This is a genomic window from Campylobacter upsaliensis, from assembly GCF_900637395.1.
Taxonomy (GTDB): domain Bacteria; phylum Campylobacterota; class Campylobacteria; order Campylobacterales; family Campylobacteraceae; genus Campylobacter_D; species Campylobacter_D upsaliensis.
On sequence record NZ_LR134372.1, the window covers coordinates 488,412 to 505,447 of the forward strand.

Genomic DNA, 17,036 nt, shown 5'->3' on the forward strand with positions numbered 1-17,036 from the left:
CCTTATAAAATAACAAAGCTCCATTATAACACGAATTTTTAAACTTATTTTGCTAGAATTAGTAAATTTATTTGAGGGGTTTTGATGATTAAGATAAGAAAAATTCTCATTGCAAATCGTGCAGAAATAGCGGTGCGTGTGATTCGTGCTTGTAGAGATTTGTATATTAAAAGTGTGGCTGTTTTTACAGAGCCTGATAGAGAATGTTTGCATGTGAAAATCGCTGACGAGGCTTATAGGATAGGCACGGATGCGATACGGGGGTATTTAGACATTGCTAGAATTATTGAAATTGCTAAGGCTTGTGGGGCGGATGCGATTCACCCAGGCTATGGCTTTTTGAGTGAAAATTATGAATTTGCTAAGGCTTGTGAAGAGGCTAATATCATTTTCATAGGTCCAAAATCTGAAGTGATTTACAAAATGGGTAATAAAAATATCGCTAGAAATTTAATGGCGAAAAATGGCATTCCTGTCGTGCCGGGGACAGAAAAATTAAATCATCTTTCTTTAGAAGAGCTTAAAGAACAGGCTGAGAGGATAGGCTATCCCGTTATTTTAAAGGCTTCAGGAGGTGGCGGAGGTAGGGGAATTCGCGTGGTGCATCAAGAAGAAGAGCTTGAAAACGCTTTTGAATCTTGCAAAAGAGAGGCTTTGGCGTATTTTAATAATGATGAAGTTTTTATGGAAAAGTATATTGTCAATCCGCGTCATATTGAATTCCAAGTTTTGGGCGATAATTATGGCAATATTATCCACCTTTGCGAAAGAGACTGCTCGATACAAAGAAGACATCAAAAGGTTGTGGAGATTGCACCTTGTCCAGGGATATCTGAAAATTTGCGTAAAACTATGGGCGTTACTGCTGTGGCGGCGGCTAAGGCTGTGGGTTATACAAATGCTGGGACGATTGAGTTTTTGCTAGATGATTATAATCAGTTCTATTTTATGGAGATGAATACAAGAATTCAAGTTGAGCATCCTGTAACGGAAGAAGTTACGGGTGTGGATTTAATCGTGCGTCAAATTCGCATTGCCGATGGGGAAATTTTGGATTTGGAGCAAAGCGATATTAAGCCAAGAGGTTTTGCCATAGAGGTGAGAATCACAGCTGAAAATGTGTGGAAAAATTTTATCCCAAGTCCGGGTAAAATAGGCGAATATTACCCAGCCTTAGGACCATCTGTGAGGGTGGATAGTCATATTTATAAAGATTATGTTGTGCCGCCTTTTTATGATTCTATGCTTGCAAAGTTGATTATTAAAGCGACCAGCTATGATTTAGCTGTAAATAAGCTTGAGCGTGCTTTGAAGGAATTTGTGATTGATGGGATAAGAACGACCATACCTTTTTTAATCGCCATTACCAAAACGCGTGAATTTAGAAGAGGGTATTTTGATACTTCTTTTATAGAAACGCATTTAGATGAGCTTTTGGCAAATACGGAAGATAGACAGCAAGAAAACAAAGAAGAGGTTGTGGCTGCCATAGCGGCGACTTTAAAGAAGATTAGAGAAAGTAGGAAATGATGGATTTTTTAGAAAGTCTTAAAGATATCAAAAAGCAAATGCAAGAGCAAAAAAGCGTGAAAAATAAAATGCAAAAAGGTGGAGTTAGTCTTAAAAATAGCGAATTAGAAAGTATGGCTAAAGAAAAAAGCGAAGAAGAGGAATTAAGGGCTATTTTTCTAAAAGAAGAAAAGCTTTGTGATGAGTTTGATAAGTGGTTTAAAAACGCCGATATTAAGAAAATTTAATGCGAGAAATAGGTTTTTGCACTTTAGAGGAAACTTGCCCCTATCTTAAAGATAGAAAGATAAAAACGGAGTATAAATTTATAGAGCATTGTCCAAAGTCCTTAAATGAAGAGCTTGTTTATAGAGGGTGGAGGCGTTTTGGTTGCTATTTTTCGCGTCCTATTTGCGAGGGGTGTGAAGAATGCTTGAGTGTAAGAATTTTGGTAAATGATTTTAAATTTAGCAAGAGTCAAAGAAGGGTAATCCGTAAAAATCAAAATACAAAAATCGTTTTAAAAGCTCCGCAAATTAGCAACGAGCATCTTTTTTTATATGATAAATATCATCGCTTTATGGAGAAAAAAAGGGCTTGGAAAAGATATGATTTAAATTTTCATAAATATTTTAATTTGTATATTGATGGAGCTATGGACTTTGGTTATGAGCTTGATTTTTATATTGACGAAAAATTAGTTTGTGTGGATTTAATTGACATTTTTGACGGAGGAATTTCTAGCATTTATTGCTTTTATGATCCTAATTATAAGGAATTTTCTTTGGGAAAATTTTCTTTATTAAGTGAAATAAAACTTGCAAAAAAAAGAAATTTAAAATACATTTATTTAGGATATTTTGTAAAAAAGTGTCAATCTTTATCTTACAAAGCCGATTATACACCTAGAGAAATTTTAAGAGGCACGAGTATGCCTTGTGAAAAATTGCCTTTATGGGAGTATGATGATGCAAGTAGTGCAGACTTTAGAGACGATTAATGTAAATACGGACGATATTTCCATTTTCTATTATTTTAAAGATTTGATTACAAAAAATTTTACTAAGGTTATAGGAAGGAAAAATAAAATTTTTTCTTTTTTTGAGGAAAATGAAATTCCCCAAAGACGCTATTTTTTAAAGCTTCTTGATCAAAAATATCGCAAAAGTCATAATGAGAGCATAGATTTAAAAGATGCACATTTTAAGACTTTTAGGTTAAATTTCGAGCAGAGAAATACTTTAAGACCTATGCTTCATATAAAAGTTAGTTTTTGTGGGAAAAGCATTTTAATGCAATTTAACTCTAACGAAAAACTTTTTATCACTTATATGAAAAATTATTTTAAACAATATTTTAAAGAATATGATGAATCCCTACACATTGTGAGTTTGGAATATCAAAATGAAAACACTTTGGAGCTTTTTGAAGCTTTTGCTGATGAGAGTGAGCATTTAAAATATTGTGTTGATTTTAACATCGACAAAGAAGAATATAAAAATTTTCGTCAAAATATCCACAAGGCTGAAAATATGAAGTGGAAATTTAACGCCTTAGCTAAACTTTTTAATAATTATTTTTCCACATTAGAATGCACCCCACAAAACGATTTAAGTGAAATTCGTCAAAAATATCTTGTGTTGGTGAAGCTTTATCATCCTGACTTTCAGCAAAATAAAAGTGCGATAGAAAGGGCGTATTGTAGAGAGCAGTTTGAAAAAATTCAAATTGCTTATGATAATCTTAAGGCTTTATATAAAAATAATACTTGATAAGAGATTGATGAGTTAGTTCATCAATCCATTTGCCTACGATGCCAAGTAGGAATTTCCAACTGATTCATTATTTCCTCATCGTAACCACCGCTGACTTTTTTAAGATTTAGATAAGGATTCTTTTTAGGAGCGTTTTCGTTGTGTGTTTTTTCATTTTCTTGAGTTTTATCTTCAAAGCCTGTTGCGATAATGGTAACTTCCACTCTATCTTCCATACTATCATCAGTCGTTGTACCAAAGATGATTTTAGCATTTTCATCAACCACTTCTTGTATGCTGTTTGCAGCAGCTGAAATTTCAAATAAAGAGCAATTTGAGCTTGTTTTAAAATGCAAAATAACACCTTTAGCACCCTTAATATCCATACCATCAAGTAACGGAGACTCCATAGCATTACTAAGAGCTTCTTCTATGGCATTTTCACCACTTGCACTTCCAACGCCCATTAATGCCAAGCCTCTATGCCCCATAATGGTTCTTACATCGGCAAAATCCACATTAATATCGCCATTATCTAAAAGTATAGATGTCATACCCTTGACAGCACGCGCTAAAATGTCATCGACAAGTTTAAAAGCGTCTTTAATGCCTGCTTTTTTATCAATAATGCTAAGGAGTTTTTCATTTTGAATAACAAGGATAGAATCGCTTTCTTTTTTGAGCTCCAAGAGTCCTGCCTCGGCTAGTTTTTTTCTTTGCTTACCTTCGAAAGTAAAAGGCATAGTTACAACAGAAACCGTCAAAGCGCCTATTTCCTTGGCTGCTTGTGCGATGACAGGAGTTGCACCCGTGCCTGTACCTCCACCAAAACCTGAAGCGATGAAAACGATATCGCTTTGACTTAAAGAGGCTTTGACCTCCTCAAAGCTTTCTCTGGCACTTTCTGCACCTACTTCGGGTAACATTCCAGCACCTAAACCTTTCGTTTTTTTCTCGCCTAATTGAATTTTTGTTTTAGCTAAAGAATTAGAAATCGCTTGTGCGTCAGTGTTGGCTACGATAAGATCTAAATCATTAAGTCCCATTTTTACCATATGATTAATCATATTACCGCCACCGCCACCACAGCCTATGACTTTGATTTTTGCACCTTTATTGTGCTGTGCTTCTTCGACAGAAAATTCGCTCATATCCACTCCTACTTAGATTTTCAAAACCCTTTTTATATCGCAAAATGCAATTTTTACATCACTTATAAAACAAGGATTATACTCAATAAACTTTAAAAAGATTTTAACAAATATTTGTTTCTTATCGTTAAATTTAAAGGCAAAAAATGAATTTTTTTCCACTCCTAATTGTTTGCATAAAATTGAAGTGCTTTTTCGTAATCTTCTTTTGTATCTATGCCCATACTTTGCGTTGAAATTTCAAGCATTTTGATTTTTTTGCCATTTTCTAAAGCTCTTAGTTGTTCTAATTTTTCAGCTTTTTCTAAGTTTGAGTTTTCAAAGGTGCAAAATTCCCTTAAAGCCTTTACGCTATAAGCATAAATTCCTAAATGCCCCTTAAAATCCTCTTTATAACTTTCCCTCTCAAAAGGAATTTTTGCTCTTGAAAAATAGAGTGCAAAGCCAAATTTATCACATAAAACTTTCACTAAATTGGGGTCTTTTGCTTGTTCTTGGCTAATTTTCTTAAAGCAGCTTGTCATAAAAGCTTCTTTGTCTAAATAAGTTTCGCTAAATTCTTTAAATTGTTTTAAATTTTCTATCTCAATGAAAGGTTCATCTGCTTGGACATTGATGATAATTGCTTCATCTTTGAGCTTTAAAATTTGACAAGCTTCATTGATTCTATCTGTTCCACTTTTGTGATTTTGGTTTGTTAAAACTGCTTTAAAGCCGTGATTTTGAGCGATTTTAAGCACTTTTTCATCATCGAGCGCTATGCAAACTTCATCGACCAAAGAAGCTCTTTTTGCCGTAGCGATAAACATAGGCACACCGCCTATATCACAAAGAATTTTTTCCTTAAAGCGCGTTGATTTTAATCTCGCTGGTATTATGATCATTGTTTTATCCACCTTAAAATTTCTTGTTCGATTTCTTGACTTTCTATGCCTTGCACTTTTTCTTCTCGGTGCTTAAAAAGTTCTAAAATTTCCGGTTTTATTTCCACTTTAAATTCTTTAGCGATATATTTCATATCTTCTTTTTCATCACTACATTGTCTTTTGTAAAGTGCCTTTATCATACTTGGGGTAAATTTGCTCCACTCAGCCGTTGAGACAATGATTTGCGTTTTATTTTGATTTAAGAGTTTAAAACAAGTTGCCGTGTGAGGGTCGATGAGAGTTTTTGAATTTTTGATAAATTTCATACACTCTTCATCTGTGCAAAAATCCGCCTCAAAATCTTCCCTCAAGCTTTCAAGTTCATTTTGTTTTAATTTAAAATAATGTTGATTTTTAAGTGAAGTTATCAATTCTTTTGTTCTTTTATCTTTAAATTTGTCAAAAAGTAGGCGTTCTATATTTGAAGAGATTAAAATATCCATAGCGGGAGAAATGGTTTTTATAAGCTTTTTGCCCCTTAAGTCATAAATTCCTTCATTAAAAAATTCGCTCAAAATTTTGTTTTCATTAGAGGCGATTTTGATTTTATCAATTTTTGCACCCATTTTTTTGGCAAAATATGCTCCTAAAGCATTACCGAAATTTCCACTAGGCACGATGATGTCAAGCTCTTTATTAATTTGAACGGCAGCATAGTAATGATAAATGATTTGAAATAAAATGCGTCCAAAATTAACAGAATTTGCAGCACAAAGCTGATAGTCTTTTAAATTCTTTTTAAAATCTTGCTTTACAAGTAAATTTTTAAGTGTTTTTTGTGCTTCGTCAAAATCTCCATTGAGGGCAAAAACCTTCAAGTTTTTAGCCTCCATCGTTCTCATTTGTAAAGCTTGAACTAGGCTCGTTCCATCTTTTGGATACATACAAGCGACCTTAATGTTTGGGGCATTTTCGAAGCTTTTTAGAGTCGCTGGACCCGTATCGCCACTTGTCGCACATAAAATTAAAATTTTTTCATCTTTGCAAAATTCACTAAGAAGCACTCCAAAAGGTTGTAAAGCCATATCCTTAAAAGCGCGTGTAGGTCCGTGGTAAAGCTCGTTAATATAGAGTTTTTCGTTTATTTTTCGCAGAGTAATAGGGCAGTTTTTATCGTCAAATTTATCATAGCTTTTTAAGGCTTTTTTAAAAATTTCTTCGTAGCCAAATTCAAAGCTTTTAATAAGCTCTAAGGCAAAATCTTTATAGGATAAATTTTTATAAGCATAGCCATTAAAGTTTGGCAAAGAAGCAGGAGTATAAAGCCCACCTTGCGGGGTGCTTGGGTGCATTAAAGCTTCTTTAAAATTGACACTAAAATTTGCATTTTGACTTTCAATTAATTGCATTAAAACTCCTCACATAAGCTTTTAAATGTTCTTTAAAATTTTGGCTTAATTCTACATTTAATTCTATAATTTCACACTTAAAGCCAAAATCTTTGACTTTAACATAATCTTTAAGAGTTAGCATTAATGTGTGGCAATGATGTTTTTTAAGTAAATTTTCAAGCTCCTCTTTTGTAAAATGATGATGATCGTTAAAAAAATAGCAAGCTCTAGCCTTATCAAAATGCTCATTGAGTCTATAAGGCTTGGCAATCGCTGTAACCAAAATGGCTTTAACATTTTCTTTTACAAAAGAATAGCGGTAAAATTCCTCTCCCTCTCTCGCTATAAAATCTGCCTTTTTTTTAAAATAAAGAGGCAGTCTATAAGCTCCACTTGGTAGGGTAAAATTAAAATAAGGCAGGGGCTTACCTTCGACTAAAATGTCAAATTTTTTAATGTGAAATTTAGAAAAAGCATCATCAAGTAAAATAACTTTCGCACCAAGTTTTAAAGCTTCTTTAATGCCCTTAATTCTATCTTCGCTAACAATCACCCCTTCAATACTCTCACAAAAGGCATATTCCATAGCTTCATCTCCGCTTTGAGCGACTTCGCAAAAGATGTTATTTTGATGTTTGACAAGCATTAAGCCTTTGCTTTTTCTCTTATAGCCTCTAAGCACGATGAAAACGCCTTTAAATTCTCTCGAAATAGCTTTACAAAGTGGTGTTTTGCCATTGCCCCCAAAGCTTAAATTTCCTACGCTAATAATAGGTATGTTAAAGTCGATTTTAGAGCGGAATTTTGAATTTAAAGTGGCTATAAAAGCATAGAGAAAACTTAAAGGTAAAAGTGCAAAAGCAAGGCATTTTTGAAATAAAGAGGGGCTAAAAAAATAACGCTCAAGCCAATTCATCAAAACTCATCTAAGTATAAAATAGGAGGCATCACTCTTTTAAAGGCATTTTGCTTAGTGCGTTTTTGTAGCATAGAAATTAGGCGAGGGTTTAGTTTGGAAATTTGCAAGGTGTCATTTTTTTCTAAAGCTCTTAATCCCTCATCGATTAAAGCGTAAGAAAAGCCCAAATCCTCTTCATCGCTTTGATTTTCCCACAAGTCAGCTGAAGGGGCTTTTTGTAAAAAATTTGCATCTAAGTTAAGATATTTTGCAAGAGTATAAATTTCGCTTTTATAAAGCCCACCTATGGGATTAAACGCACAGGCTAAATCTCCATAAATAGTGCCATATCCAAGCATTAATTCGCTTTTGTTTGAAGTGCCAACGACAAGATAATTTTTAAGAGCAGAATAATCATAAAGCAAACTCATTCTTATCCTTGCGGCGTAGTTTCCTGTGCGAATTTGATTTGTCATTTCGCTTTCTTTTAAAAAGGCTTGTAGAATTGTTTCTATATTAATGATTTTATATCTTAAATTTAAGTCTTCGCAAAGCTTTAAGGCGTCTTTTAAATTTGCCTTGTTTGAGTGTTGTGTTGGCATTAAAAGGGCGAAAACTTCATCTTTTAATGCCTTTTTGCATAGGGTCGCTACTAAGGCAGAGTCTATACCTCCACTAAGTCCTAAAATAACGCCTTTTGCTTTTGCATTTGCGACTCTTTCTTGGATAAAATGCTGGATTTTAGTTAAAATTTTTTCGCAATCCATCTTAAATAAATAGAGAATTTACGCTTTCATTATGATAAACGCGGCGTATTACTTCTGCAAAAATGGGTGCTACGCTTAAGACTTTAATTTTTTCGTGTTCTTTTTTTAAGGGAATGGTATCTGTGATGACAAGCTCATCTAGGTCGCCTTTAGCGATTCTCTCATAAGCTTCACCGCTTAAAACAGCGTGAGTGCAACAAGCCATAACAGAATTTGCTCCTTTTTCTTTTAAGGCTTTTGCAGCTTTGACTATGGTGCCAGCTGTGTCGATAATATCATCAACCAAAACAACATCTTTGCCATTAACATCACCTATGATATTCATCACTTCGCTTTCATTTGCCTTTTCGCGTCTTTTATCTACGATGATGATGTCAAGCCCTAGTTTTTTAGCCACACTTCTAGCTCTTGCGATACCGCCTATATCAGGGCTTCCTACTACGGCATTTTTAAAATGCTTAGATTTAATATAATCGTTAAAAACTATGCTTCCATAAAGATTATCTACGGGGATATTGAAAAAGCCTTGAATTTGTCCAGCGTGTAGGTCGATAGTGGCAACTCTATCAATCCCGGCAGTTTCGATTAAATCCGCCACAAGTTTAGCACTTATAGGCACTCTAGGATTTGCTTTTCTATCTTGTCTTGCATAGCCAAAATAAGGAATAATCGCCGTAATAGAATTTGCACTTGAGCGGCGTAGAGCGTCTGTTAAAATGAGAAGTTCCATTAAATTATCATTTGCTGGAGCACAGGTGCTTTGTATGATAAAAACATCTTTTCCACGCACACTTTCATCGATTTGAACGCTAATTTCTCCATCGCTAAAACGCTTTACACCCGCATCACTTAAAGGTAGGGATAAATACTTAGAAATTTGCTTGGCAAATTCCAAATTTGCTGAACCTGAAAAAATTTTATAACCACGCATAATTAACCTTATTGAAATATTTAGGGCTTAATTTTATATTAATAAGTTTAAAATTTAGCTAAAAAGCCCATAAAATTTAATGGGCGTAAGCAGTTTTCTTTGCATAATAACGCACAAGCATAGAGAGGGAAAAGCAAATGACAAAATAAATTCCCGCCACAAAGCCTATGATGGCTAAAATTTCTTCAAAGCTTTTAAGATTAGCTAAAATGGTTTTAGATTTATAGGTAAGCTCTGCTATGCCAAGCCCTGCTAGATAAGCTGTATCTTTTATGGTTGTGATGATTTGGGAGAGCATTGAGGGGACGACGCGTCTAAAGGTTTGAGGTAAAATAATGTAAAAAAGCGTAAAAAATTTACCAAATCCTTGAGAATATGCCGCCTCAAACTGCCCTTTTGGTATAGAATTTAAGCCCCCGCGTATAATCTCAGCCATAACCGAGCTAGTATAGAGTGAAAAGCCTATAGTTCCCCAAAAAGCTTGAGGAAATTGCCCAAAAAATACAGGCAAAACAAAACAAGCCGCCAACATCCAAAGCAAAAGAGGGGTATTTCTAAAAATGTCAATATAGGCACTTGCTAAAAAGCGACTAAAACGATCGCCATAATTTTTTGTGATAGCTAAAAAAGTGCCAAAAAGTATAGAAATCACACAAGTCGCAAGGGCAATTTTAAGCGTAAGAGCTAAGCCCTGCATTAAAAAATTGATATTTTGAGCGTTAAAAACTTCGTTCATTTTTACCTCGCTAGATGAGCTTTTTTAAGCTTTTCTTCATAAAATTTTGCAAAATATGCCAAAGGATAACATACAATAAAATATAAAAATGCCGCAAAAATATACGCGGGTGCATAGTTTCCATAATCAGCCGCATAGCTATCTGCTGTGCTCATAAGCTCCACACCACCCACAATCAAAAGCACGGAAGTGTTTTTGATGAGATTTATCATTTGATTACTCATAGGAGGAAGAATAATTTTGATTGTCTGTGGCACGATGATATAACGCATTTGCTGCGTGTAAGTAAAGCCTTGTGAGGCGGAGGCTTCAAATTGCCCTTTTGGAACGGCTAAAATTCCACTTCTTACAACTTCGCTTACATAAGCACCGTGGTAAGCTCCTATACCCAAAACACCTATTGTAAAAAGATCTAAATTTATTCCTAAATGTGGCAAACCATAATATAAAAAGAAAATTTGTATAACTAAAGGAGTATTTTGAAAAATTTCTACATAAATTCTAGTGTAAGCCCTAAGCACGGCTATTTTGCTTGTCGCCATAACGCCACCTATGGTGCCAAAAACAACTGCTATCAATAAAGCCAAAACACTTACTTGTAGCGTATAGATAAAACCATCCATAAAAGTTTGTGTTTGCTCTAGTGTGTCTAGGAATTTCCATAGGGCAAAAGGGCTTATGCTTTCCTCATCATAAAGTCCAAGGGAGTTAAAAAACTCCCTTAGCCAAGCTACAAAGCCTACACTATCATTCATCTTATAAGCCCCATTTTTTCGCTAAGTCGTCTATTTGTGCTTTGTTTTGTCCTACAAATTTGTCAATAAAAGCGGCAAATTCTACATCATCTTTTTTGCTCACAATACCATAATCTTGCGGTTCGAAAGAATCTGGCAAAATTTCGCTTTTTTCATCAACATAACCTAGCAAAATAGACTTATCCACAGAGAATACATCAACTCTTTTAGCATCAAGAGCTGCTTTTATGCTGGGATAATCTGGGAATTCACTAAAACTTACACTTACTCCGGCTTTTTTTGCTGCTTCGCCTATGACTCTTTTGGTTGTGGCAGCTTGTGCTACTCCTATTTTAGCACCTTTCATATCAGCTAGAGATTTATAGCCCTTTTCTTTTAAAACTAGCAAACCGATAGCATCTTGGTAATAAGGCTGAGAAAAATTATAAATTTTCTTTCTTTCAGGCGTGATTGTAAAAGTGGCAATGACTACATCTAAAGTGCCATTGTCAAGTAGAGGTCCTCTTGTTTTGGCACTAACAGCGACAAGTTTGATTTTGTTTTCATCGCCTAAAATTTCCTTAGCTAATTTTTTAGCAACATCGACTTCAAAGCCTTTAATTTCGCCTGTTTTTTGGTCAAGTAAAGCATAATGTGGGACATCATTTTTAACACCCACGACTAAAGTGCCTTTAGCCTTAATGTCTTCTAATTTTCCAGCATTTGCTGAAGTGAAAGCAAGAGCTGCTCCTAAGGCAAGAGTTGCCAACTTAAGTAAAGAATTTCTTAAAACCATTTTTTCTCCTTTCAAATTTGGTTTAATGTTGCAAAATTTTCCCTAAAAAGAGTTTGGCTCTTTCTGTTTTGGGATTTTTAAAAAATTCGGCAGGGATATTTTCCTCGACTATGGCACCATCTTCCATAAAGATAATGCGATCTGCCACTTCCCTCGCAAAGCCCATTTCGTGGGTTACCACAACCATAGTTGTATTACTTTGATGAGAAATTTCTTTCATTACATCTAAAACTTCTTGTATGGTTTCAGGATCAAGTGCTGAGGTTGGCTCGTCAAATAAAATATAAGGCTTTTTCGTGCAAAGACTTCTTGCTATGGCAACTCTTTGCTGCTGTCCTCCTGAAAGTGTGGCAGGATAAACCTTAGCCTTATCGACAAGTCCTACTACTTTAAGATAATGATATGCTGTTTCTTCTGCTTCTTTTCTGCTCTTTTTTTGCAATTTCATCGGAGCAAGGGTTAAATTTTCTAAAACGCTCATATGTGGATAAAGGTTAAAATGCTGAAAAACCATAGCACAATATTTTCTGCAAATCTCAGTTTTATTTTTGTGCGTTAAAACGAGATTATTAACAATGACTTCGCCAGAGCTTACCTCTTCAAGTCCGTTCATACAGCGTATCGTTGTGCTTTTGCCACTTCCACTTGGTCCTATAATGACAAGTTTTTCGCCCTCTTTTATGGTAAGATTAATATCTTTTAAAACATGATGTTTGCCATAATATTTATTAACATTTTTTAATTCAATCAAGTTTTTCCTTTTTGAAACATTTACTTAAGAAATTCTAATATTTTTCTTTACAAAAAAAGCTGAATTTGGTAACTTTAAATTTTACAATGTAACTTTTTGAAACAAATTTAAAAATTAAATTTTTTCATAATAAGTCCCTCTAGCAGAAAAGACTTTTTTAAAATAAACATTTTCTGGGATCAAATCCGCACTTCCCACATAAAGCCTACCTTCATCGCTTAAGAGACTATAAAAGCGTTCTAAAAGCTTAAGTTTGGAGTCGTAATCAAAATAAATAATCATATTTCTTGATATGATAATGTCAAATTTTCCAAGCTGCATAAAAGCATTATCAAAAACATTGCAAAGAGTGAATTTGCAGGGGCAAAGCTCACTTTTGTTGATGGTATAAATTCCATTGTCTTCTTTGAAAAATTTTCTTTTTTCGTGCTCACTTAAATTTTGCAAGGTTCTGCCTTGATATTTTCCAAGCTTTGCTTTTTCTATCACTTTAGAATTAATATCCACGCCCACCACATACATATCTTTAATGCAATGTTGCGCTCCTAGCATCGCTATAGAATACACTTCCTCCCCACTGCTACAAGGCACACTTAAAACGCTCGTTCTTTTATCTAAACTTTTAATGTAAAAAGCGATGTCTTTAAGTTGTGCCAATTCCCTATGAAAATATGTTTCTCCTATGGTAACAAAGTCTAAGGTTTCTTGCCTTAGAATTCTATTGACTTTAATTTTTGCTAAAAATTCAGCAAAATTTTTAATTTTCATAGTTTGAAGAAAGCTTGGGAGTTTTAATGATATGGTTGTTTTTTTATCTTGTATATCCATACCGCTAAGTTCATTGATGATTTTGATAAATTCATTAAGCTCTAGGTCGCTAAAGTGTATTTTTTCTTCTTTGTTTGTTTGCATTAATCTTCCTCTATGAAGCGAGTAATTTCGCTTTTGATTTCTTTTAAGCTCATCGGTCTTAGGTTAGGATTTAAATCCTTTGCTCTTTTTGGCATACCATAGACGACACTATCAGTCTCATTTTCGCATAGGCATTTCACTCCAGCCTTATAAAGCTCAAGTAATCCTTTAGCGCCGTCATCGCCCATTCCAGTGAGGATAACGGCTAGAATTTTATTTGTTTTGGCTAGTTCCACAGCGGAATGAAAAAGTAAATCAACGCTAGGCTTAAAGCTACTTTGAACATCTTGCCATAAAGCCATTAGAGAAAGGTTTCCTGTTAATATGGTATTTTTAGCACAAATGTAAATTTTATGACTTAAAAGCTCTTTATCTTCAAGCAGACGCACTTCATTGACACTTTCCTCGTTAAATTTATTGACAAAAGAGGAGAGATAATTGCTACTCATATGCTGAGCGATCACAACGCAAGTGTTTTTAATGTGCAGGTCTTTGAGTAAAAATTTAAGTTGATTGGGTCCTCCTGTAGAAGAGCCTATGAGAAGAAGTTTCATCGTTTTCCTTAAGTTTTTTAAGGAGAGATTGTAACACAAAAAGTTTAAAATTTGGTAGAAAAGCCCTAATCATTTTAGGGCTTTAAGCTTACTCGACTTCAGCATCTATGACATCGTCATCTTTTTTCTTTTTATCATTAGCTTCATCTTTTTTATACATTGTTTCGGCTAGTTTGTGAGAAACTTCGCTTAAAGTTTTCATTTTAGCTTCGATTTCCTCTTTGCTTGCGTTTTCGTTTTTAAGCGTTTCGCGTAAGTCGTCAAGGGCTTTTTGTATGTTGGCTTTATCATCTTCTGCGACTTTTTCGCCAAGTTCATTTAAAGATTTTTCCACTTGATGAGCGAGAGAATCGGCTTGATTTCTCATTTCTACCGCTTCTTTACGCTTTTTATCTTCCTCTTTGTGAAGCTCTGCGTCTTTAACCATATTATTTATTTCTTCTTCGCTTAAGCCACTTGAGCCTGTGATTTTGATCTCTTGTGCCTTGCCTGTGGCTTTATCTTTGGCTGAAACGGTTAAAATTCCATTAGCGTCAATGTCAAAGGTAACTTCGATTTGAGGCATACCTCGTGGAGCTGGTGGAATTCCTTCAAGATTGAAATTTCCTAAGCTTTTATTATCACGACTAAATTCTCTTTCTCCTTGTAAAACATTGATAGTTACGGCATTTTGATTATCCTCTGCTGTGGAGAAAACCTGTTCTTTTTTAGTTGGTATGGTTGTTCCTTTTTCGATGATTTTAGTCATCACACCACCAAGTGTTTCTATGCCTAAAGAAAGAGGCGTTACATCAAGCAAAAGCACATCTTTAACATCACCCTTAATAACAGCTCCTTGAATCGCTGCTCCTATGGCTACGACTTCATCGGGATTGACTGATTTATTTAAGTCTTTATTAAAGGCTTTCTTAACTTCTTCTTGCACCAAAGGCACACGCGTAGAGCCACCGACCATAACGATTTCTTTGATTTCATCTTTTTTAAGCCCTGCATCGCTAACGACTTCATTAATTTTAGTGATGGTTTCGCTAACGAGTTTTTCTATCATACTTTCAAATTTGGCTCTTGTGATTTTTTTCACTAAATGCTTAGGACCTGAGGCGTCTGCTGTGATGAAAGGAAGATTAATTTCCGTTTCATTAGCCGAGCTTAGTTCTTTTTTAGCGTTTTCTGCGGCTTCTTTAAGGCGTTGTAAAGCCATCACATCGTTTTTAAGATCAATGCCTGTTTCACTTTTAAATTCCTCCGCTAAAAAATCGATAAGTTTATTATCAAAATCATCGCCACCCAAAAAGGCATTTCCGCCTGTGGCTAAAACTTCGACTACATTATCGCCTGTTTCAAGCACGGTAACATCAAAAGTCCCTCCACCTAAATCATACACAACGATTTTTTCACTATCTTTTTTATCAAGTCCATACGCTAAAGCTGCTGAGGTAGGCTCGTTAATAATTCTTAAAACATTAAGTCCAGCTATTGTCCCTGCTTCTTTAGTGGCTTTTCTTTGTGCATCGTTAAAATACGCAGGCACGGTAATAACAGCATCGACCACACTTTCACCCAAAAAGGCTTCCGCATCTTCTTTAAGCTTCATCAAAACTTTGGCTGAAATTTCTTGAGGAGTGTAAATTTTACCTGCAATTTCAATCGCACACGCACCATTTCTTTCTGTGATGTGATAAGGCAGACGATTTTTAGCCTCTTTAGCGGCATCTTCGTTAATCATAAGCCCCATAATTCTTTTAATAGAATAAATTGTTTTTTCAGGGTTTGTTACCGCTTGACGCTTAGCACTATCACCGACTAAAACTTCGCCTTTATCGGTAAAGGCAACGACCGAAGGAGTAGTATTTTTACCCTCTTTATTAGGGATAACCTTACTTTCTCCCCTTTCATACACAGCGACACAAGAATTTGTCGTTCCTAAATCTATACCTATAACTTTTGCCATTTTTTATCCTTTATTAAATTTATTTTGCAACACTAACTTTTGTAGGTCTAATCACTCTTTCACCGAGTTTATAGCCCTTTTGAAGCACTTGCACCACAGCTCCGCTTTGATGCTCATCGCTTTCCATATGAAACATAGCTTCGTGTAAATTTGGATCAAACTCACAAGCCGCCTCTATCTCTTTAACTCCGTGCTTTTCAAGCTTCTTTAAAAATAAATCTAAAGTATTTTGCACTCCTTCTTTGATTTTTAAACTTACTTCATCATTTGCTTCGACTTTAACCGCCGCTTCTAAAGCATCTAAAACATCAAGCAAATCTTTAGCAAAGCCTTCGTTTGCATAAGCCATAGCGTTGATTTTTTCTTTTTCAAGACGCTTTTTGATGTTTTCAAATTCGGCATTTGCTCTTAGATATTGGTCTTTTAAAGCGTTGTATTCTGCTTCATAGTCTTTTTCTTCTGTTTCGTTTTCAAGCTCTTCTTTTGCTTGTTCTTCTATTTTTTCTTCTTCGCTCACGCTACCTCCTTGATTTGTTTTAGGATTTTTTTATAATTTGTATAAACACTACCAGCAAAGATAAGATTAACCTGCTTACCTAAAAAATCCGCATTGATTCTAAGCCCCATAAAACCTTCTTTAAATAAAGGCTCAAACTGCAAATTTTCACTAAAATAGCGATGAATCTCGCAGTCTAAAAGCTTAACAAATTCATCGTTTTGATAAATTTGATAAGCTTTTTTTTCGTTTGTTCTATAACAAGTTAAGCTTTTTTTAAGAGTGGAAATTTTTTCTACCAATTCATAAAAATGCACCTTTATGGCTATATTTTCTATATCAAAAATATTAAGCCCTACAAGACTTTTAAGAAAACCATAGCTTTCATTTTGATACTTTAAAGCTAACTCATTTGCTCCAAAATCTAAAACAATAAAGCGGTCATTTAAGTTACAAATTTCTTTTAAAATCAATTCACGCCCCTCATAAGCAAGGCAATAAATTTCAAATTCCTCACTCAAAGTGCGTAAAAAATCCGCATTTTTTATTTGCAATTCCTCGCTAATATTTAGCTCATTTTGCCAATAAGTTTGCATTGTTTTTACAGCTGGAATGCGACCGCTACTGATATGAATTTGAGTGATTAAGCCCTCATCACTTAGTCTTTTAAGATAAACTCTTATTGTCGAAGCGGGAATGCAAAGATTTGAATTGAGTTCGTTTGAACCTATGGGCGTATTATCTAACAAATAGGCTTCAATAATGGACTCAAGTATCAAGTTTCTTTTACTTTGGCTTCTCATCGCTTTTATCCTTTAAATTAGCACTCTTATTTTTGA

The 17,036-nt window shown here is 34.7% G+C and carries 19 protein-coding genes; 4 read left to right on the forward strand and 15 right to left on the reverse strand.

What is annotated here, in order from left to right:
• Window positions 1-84 precede the first annotated feature (84 nt).
• Genes EL158_RS02475 through EL158_RS02490 form a run of 4 tightly spaced genes read left to right on the forward strand, consistent with a single transcriptional unit; the run spans window position 85 to window position 3,281 of the window.
• Window positions 85-1,530 (forward strand): acetyl-CoA carboxylase subunit A, encoded by a 1,446-nt coding sequence (locus EL158_RS02475; RefSeq protein ID WP_027304094.1) that lies wholly within the window; start codon window positions 85-87, stop codon window positions 1,528-1,530.
• Complete coding sequence (locus EL158_RS02480) at window positions 1,530-1,757, forward strand: hypothetical protein (RefSeq protein ID WP_027304095.1); 228 nt, start codon at window positions 1,530-1,532, stop codon at window positions 1,755-1,757. The genes EL158_RS02475 and EL158_RS02480 overlap by 1 nt, the downstream gene beginning before the upstream one ends.
• Window positions 1,757-2,509 carry an arginyltransferase gene (locus EL158_RS02485; RefSeq protein ID WP_027304096.1) on the forward strand — a complete coding sequence of 251 codons (753 nt, stop codon included), beginning with the start codon at window positions 1,757-1,759 and terminating at the stop codon, window positions 2,507-2,509. The genes EL158_RS02480 and EL158_RS02485 overlap by 1 nt, the downstream gene beginning before the upstream one ends.
• Window positions 2,478-3,281 (forward strand): adenylosuccinate lyase, encoded by an 804-nt coding sequence (locus EL158_RS02490; protein ID WP_027304097.1) that lies wholly within the window; start codon window positions 2,478-2,480, stop codon window positions 3,279-3,281. The genes EL158_RS02485 and EL158_RS02490 overlap by 32 nt, the downstream gene beginning before the upstream one ends.
• Before the next feature lie 23 nt (window positions 3,282-3,304).
• On the opposite strand, the gene ftsZ is transcribed toward EL158_RS02490, so the two are convergent.
• The 15 genes from ftsZ to EL158_RS02570 all read right to left on the reverse strand — a co-directional run bounded on the left by ftsZ (window position 3,305) and on the right by EL158_RS02570 (window position 17,000).
• A complete protein-coding gene (ftsZ, locus tag EL158_RS02495) occupies window positions 3,305-4,414 on the reverse strand; it encodes a cell division protein FtsZ (protein WP_027304098.1) in 1,110 nt (369 codons plus the stop codon).
• Between the two features lie 164 nt (window positions 4,415-4,578).
• Window positions 4,579-5,298, reverse strand: coding sequence for a 3-deoxy-manno-octulosonate cytidylyltransferase (kdsB, locus tag EL158_RS02505; RefSeq protein WP_027304099.1), 720 nt, complete (start codon window positions 5,296-5,298; stop codon window positions 4,579-4,581).
• Window positions 5,295-6,689, reverse strand: coding sequence for a threonine synthase (gene thrC / locus EL158_RS02510; RefSeq protein ID WP_027304100.1), 1,395 nt, complete (start codon window positions 6,687-6,689; stop codon window positions 5,295-5,297). The genes kdsB and thrC overlap by 4 nt, the downstream gene beginning before the upstream one ends.
• Window positions 6,676-7,587 carry a tetraacyldisaccharide 4'-kinase gene (locus EL158_RS02515; RefSeq protein WP_027304101.1) on the reverse strand — a complete coding sequence of 304 codons (912 nt, stop codon included), beginning with the start codon at window positions 7,585-7,587 and terminating at the stop codon, window positions 6,676-6,678. The genes thrC and EL158_RS02515 overlap by 14 nt, the downstream gene beginning before the upstream one ends.
• Window positions 7,587-8,336 (reverse strand): NAD+ synthase, encoded by a 750-nt coding sequence (locus EL158_RS02520; RefSeq protein ID WP_027304102.1) that lies wholly within the window; start codon window positions 8,334-8,336, stop codon window positions 7,587-7,589. The genes EL158_RS02515 and EL158_RS02520 overlap by 1 nt, the downstream gene beginning before the upstream one ends.
• Window position 8,337: 1 nt before the next feature.
• On the reverse strand, window positions 8,338-9,267 hold the full coding sequence (locus EL158_RS02525; protein WP_027304103.1) for a ribose-phosphate pyrophosphokinase: 930 nt from the start codon (window positions 9,265-9,267) through the stop codon (window positions 8,338-8,340).
• A gap of 76 nt (window positions 9,268-9,343) precedes the next feature.
• Window positions 9,344-10,003, reverse strand: a complete 660-nt coding sequence (locus EL158_RS02530; RefSeq protein WP_004274889.1) for an amino acid ABC transporter permease — start codon at window positions 10,001-10,003, stop codon at window positions 9,344-9,346.
• A 2-nt stretch (window positions 10,004-10,005) separates the two neighbouring features.
• Complete coding sequence (locus EL158_RS02535) at window positions 10,006-10,758, reverse strand: amino acid ABC transporter permease (RefSeq protein ID WP_004276970.1); 753 nt, start codon at window positions 10,756-10,758, stop codon at window positions 10,006-10,008.
• 1 nt (window position 10,759) lies between these two features.
• Window positions 10,760-11,533, reverse strand: coding sequence for a transporter substrate-binding domain-containing protein (locus tag EL158_RS02540; protein ID WP_027304104.1), 774 nt, complete (start codon window positions 11,531-11,533; stop codon window positions 10,760-10,762).
• A gap of 22 nt (window positions 11,534-11,555) precedes the next feature.
• A complete protein-coding gene (locus EL158_RS02545) occupies window positions 11,556-12,284 on the reverse strand; it encodes an amino acid ABC transporter ATP-binding protein (protein ID WP_027304105.1) in 729 nt (242 codons plus the stop codon).
• A 114-nt stretch (window positions 12,285-12,398) separates the two neighbouring features.
• On the reverse strand, window positions 12,399-13,196 hold the full coding sequence (locus EL158_RS02550) for a CheR family methyltransferase (protein ID WP_027304106.1): 798 nt from the start codon (window positions 13,194-13,196) through the stop codon (window positions 12,399-12,401).
• Complete coding sequence (locus EL158_RS02555; protein WP_027304107.1) at window positions 13,196-13,750, reverse strand: CheB methylesterase domain-containing protein; 555 nt, start codon at window positions 13,748-13,750, stop codon at window positions 13,196-13,198. The genes EL158_RS02550 and EL158_RS02555 overlap by 1 nt, the downstream gene beginning before the upstream one ends.
• Before the next feature lie 88 nt (window positions 13,751-13,838).
• Window positions 13,839-15,701 (reverse strand): molecular chaperone DnaK, encoded by a 1,863-nt coding sequence (gene dnaK, locus EL158_RS02560; RefSeq protein ID WP_004276975.1) that lies wholly within the window; start codon window positions 15,699-15,701, stop codon window positions 13,839-13,841.
• Between the two features lie 19 nt (window positions 15,702-15,720).
• On the reverse strand, window positions 15,721-16,218 hold the full coding sequence (gene grpE, locus EL158_RS02565) for a nucleotide exchange factor GrpE (RefSeq protein WP_027304108.1): 498 nt from the start codon (window positions 16,216-16,218) through the stop codon (window positions 15,721-15,723).
• Entirely contained in the window at window positions 16,215-17,000 is a 786-nt protein-coding gene (locus EL158_RS02570; protein WP_027304109.1) for an HrcA family transcriptional regulator, read from the reverse strand. Before EL158_RS02570 ends, grpE begins: the two co-directional genes overlap by 4 nt.
• Window positions 17,001-17,036 lie beyond the last annotated feature (36 nt).

What these genes read in the sequence shown, in the direction of transcription:
- EL158_RS02475 (WP_027304094.1), top strand. Translation starts at nt 85, where the DNA reads ATGATTAAGATAAGAAAAATTCTCATTGCAAATCGTGCAGAAATAGCG.
- EL158_RS02480 (WP_027304095.1), top strand. Translation starts at nt 1,530, where the DNA reads ATGGATTTTTTAGAAAGTCTTAAAGATATCAAAAAGCAAATGCAAGAG.
- EL158_RS02485 (WP_027304096.1), top strand. Translation starts at nt 1,757, where the DNA reads ATGCGAGAAATAGGTTTTTGCACTTTAGAGGAAACTTGCCCCTATCTT.
- EL158_RS02490 (WP_027304097.1), top strand. Translation starts at nt 2,478, where the DNA reads ATGCAAGTAGTGCAGACTTTAGAGACGATTAATGTAAATACGGACGAT.
- ftsZ (WP_027304098.1), bottom strand. Translation starts at nt 4,414, where the DNA reads ATGAGCGAATTTTCTGTCGAAGAAGCACAGCACAATAAAGGTGCAAAA.
- kdsB (WP_027304099.1), bottom strand. Translation starts at nt 5,298, where the DNA reads ATGATCATAATACCAGCGAGATTAAAATCAACGCGCTTTAAGGAAAAA.
- thrC (WP_027304100.1), bottom strand. Translation starts at nt 6,689, where the DNA reads ATGCAATTAATTGAAAGTCAAAATGCAAATTTTAGTGTCAATTTTAAA.
- EL158_RS02515 (WP_027304101.1), bottom strand. Translation starts at nt 7,587, where the DNA reads ATGAATTGGCTTGAGCGTTATTTTTTTAGCCCCTCTTTATTTCAAAAA.
- EL158_RS02520 (WP_027304102.1), bottom strand. Translation starts at nt 8,336, where the DNA reads ATGGATTGCGAAAAAATTTTAACTAAAATCCAGCATTTTATCCAAGAA.
- EL158_RS02525 (WP_027304103.1), bottom strand. Translation starts at nt 9,267, where the DNA reads ATGCGTGGTTATAAAATTTTTTCAGGTTCAGCAAATTTGGAATTTGCC.
- EL158_RS02530 (WP_004274889.1), bottom strand. Translation starts at nt 10,003, where the DNA reads ATGAACGAAGTTTTTAACGCTCAAAATATCAATTTTTTAATGCAGGGC.
- EL158_RS02535 (WP_004276970.1), bottom strand. Translation starts at nt 10,758, where the DNA reads ATGAATGATAGTGTAGGCTTTGTAGCTTGGCTAAGGGAGTTTTTTAAC.
- EL158_RS02540 (WP_027304104.1), bottom strand. Translation starts at nt 11,533, where the DNA reads ATGGTTTTAAGAAATTCTTTACTTAAGTTGGCAACTCTTGCCTTAGGA.
- EL158_RS02550 (WP_027304106.1), bottom strand. Translation starts at nt 13,196, where the DNA reads ATGCAAACAAACAAAGAAGAAAAAATACACTTTAGCGACCTAGAGCTT.
- EL158_RS02555 (WP_027304107.1), bottom strand. Translation starts at nt 13,750, where the DNA reads ATGAAACTTCTTCTCATAGGCTCTTCTACAGGAGGACCCAATCAACTT.
- dnaK (WP_004276975.1), bottom strand. Translation starts at nt 15,701, where the DNA reads ATGGCAAAAGTTATAGGTATAGATTTAGGAACGACAAATTCTTGTGTC.
- EL158_RS02570 (WP_027304109.1), bottom strand. Translation starts at nt 17,000, where the DNA reads ATGAGAAGCCAAAGTAAAAGAAACTTGATACTTGAGTCCATTATTGAA.